The sequence below is a fragment of the Streptomyces sp. W16 genome (assembly GCF_033194735.1).
GTDB lineage: Bacteria > Actinomycetota > Actinomycetes > Streptomycetales > Streptomycetaceae > Streptomyces.
The window spans coordinates 1-2133 of sequence record NZ_JAWOAI010000942.1 but is presented as its reverse complement, the minus strand read 5'-3'; the positions used below and the strand labels follow the sequence as shown (position 1 = coordinate 2133).

At 71.8% G+C, this 2133-nt stretch carries 1 protein-coding gene; it reads right to left on the bottom strand.

The window, feature by feature from the left end; translation table 11 throughout:
- A partial coding sequence (locus tag R6V09_RS51710; RefSeq protein ID WP_317888338.1) for a non-ribosomal peptide synthetase occupies window positions 1-2133 on the bottom strand: 2133 nt, incomplete at both ends.

Sequence of the window (2133 nt, the reverse complement as noted above, 5' to 3'; positions counted from 1 at the left end):
GCTCGGCGGCCGTGTGGGCGCGGTTTGCCGTCCCGTCCTGCGGTCCCGCCGCCGTGCGAGCGCCCGACGCGGCTTCGTCCAGCCGGCCGGCGACCGCACCGACCCGGATTGCCTCCACCCTCACCGGTCCGCGGTCCCCGGCCGGGACCACGTACGCCACCAGGCGCTGTTCCCGGACCACCACGACGGCGTGTGCGACGGACGGATGCGTGGTCAACACGCCCTGGATCTCGCCGGGTTCGACGCGGAAGCCGCGCACCTTCACCTGGTCGTCGGTGCGGCCCAGGTACTCGATGGTCCCGTCGGTGTTCCAGCGGGCCAGGTCACCGGTGCGGTACATCCGCGTGCCGGGCGCACCGTACGGATCGGCGACGAACCGCTCCGCGGTCAGGCCGGGCCGGTCGAGGTAGCCGCGCGCGAGCTGGATGCCCGCGAGGTACAACTCGCCCGGGACGCCGGGCGGTACGGGGCGCAGTCCGGCGTCGAGGACGTAGGTGCGGGTGTTCCACACCGGGCGGCCGATCGGGACGCTCGTCGCGTCGGGTCCGATCTCCACGGCAGTTACGTCGACCGAGGCCTCCGTCGGGCCGTAGAGGTTGTGCAACTCGGCGGTGCTCAGGACCTCGTGGAAGCGGTGGGTGAGGGCTACGGGCAGGGCCTCGCCGCTGCACATCACTCGGCGCAGGCCGGTGCAGTCCGCTGCGGCCGGTTCCTCCAGGAAGAGTTGGAGCATGGAGGGCACGAAGTGGACGGTGGTGACGCCCTGTTCGCGGATCAGCCGGGCCAGGTAGGCCGGGTCGCGGTGGCCTTCGGGGCGGGCGACGACCAGGGTGGCGCCGGTGATCAGGGGCCAGAAGAACTCCCACACCGAGACATCGAAACTGGACGGCGTCTTCTGCAGCACCCGGTCGGCGGCCGTCAGTCCGTAGGCGTCCTGCATCCACAGCAGCCGGTTGACGATGCCCTCGTGCGGGACGACGACACCCTTGGGGCGGCCGGTCGAACCGGAGGTGTAGATGACGTACGCGGGGCTCGACGGGTCGTAGAACGTGGGGAGTTGGGCCTCGGGGCCGGTCGGCAGAGTGTCGCGGACGACGTACACCGGGCGGGCGTCCTCGACCATGAGGGCGAGGCGTTCCTCCGGGTAGTCGGGGTCGAGCGGGAGGTACGCGGCTCCGGCGCGGTGGACGGCGAGCAGGGCGACGACGAGTTCGAGCGAGCGCGGCAGCGCTACGGCCACGGTCTGCTCGGGGCCCGCGCCGAGGGCGGTCAACACCCGTGCCGTGCGCTCTACTCGGGCGTCCAGCGCCGCGTACGTCAGCCGCTGTCCCTCGAAGACGAGTGCCGTGGCGTCCGGGGTGCGGGCCACCTGGGCGCGGAAGAGTTCCGGGAGTGTGGTGACCGGGACGGGGTGTGCGGTGGCGTTCCACTCCCCCAGGACCAGGGCGCGTTCGGTGTCCTCCAGCAGGTCGAAGTCCCTTACCGCGCGGTCGGGTTCGGCCGCCGCGTGGTCCAGCAGACGGGCCATGCGGCCGGCGATGCGCTCGGCTGTCGACTCGTCGAAGAGGTCGGTCGCGTACTCCAGGAGCAGGACGACACGGTCGCGGCCGGTCTCGTCCACGAAGGTGAAGTGGAGGTCGAACTTGGCCATACCGGTGTCCATGTCGAACCACTCGGTCGCGAGGCCGAGCACGTCCGGGTCGCCGTCGGGGCGGTGGTGGTAGCCGAGCATGACCTGGTAGAGCGGGTTGCGGCCGGCCACGCGGGGCGGGTTGAGGGCCTCCACGACGCGGTCGAAGGGCAGGTCCTGGTACTCGAAAGCCGCGAGGGACGACTCCCTAACCCGGCCCAGTAGTTCACGGAACGTCAGCTCGTCGCCGGACACATCGGTGCGCAGCACCAGGGTGTTCACGAAGAAGCCCACCAGGTCGGCGAGGGCCTCGTCGGTGCGGCCTGCGATCGGCGCGCCGAGCGGGATGTCGTCGCCCGCGCCGAGCCGGTTCAGGAGTGCGGCGGTGGCCGCCTGGAACACCATGAACATGCTGGTGCCGGTGGCCGCGGTGAGGTCGCGCAGGGCGTGGCCGGTGGCGGCGGGCAGTTCCAGGCGGACCTTGCCGCCGTGGCCGGTCGGTT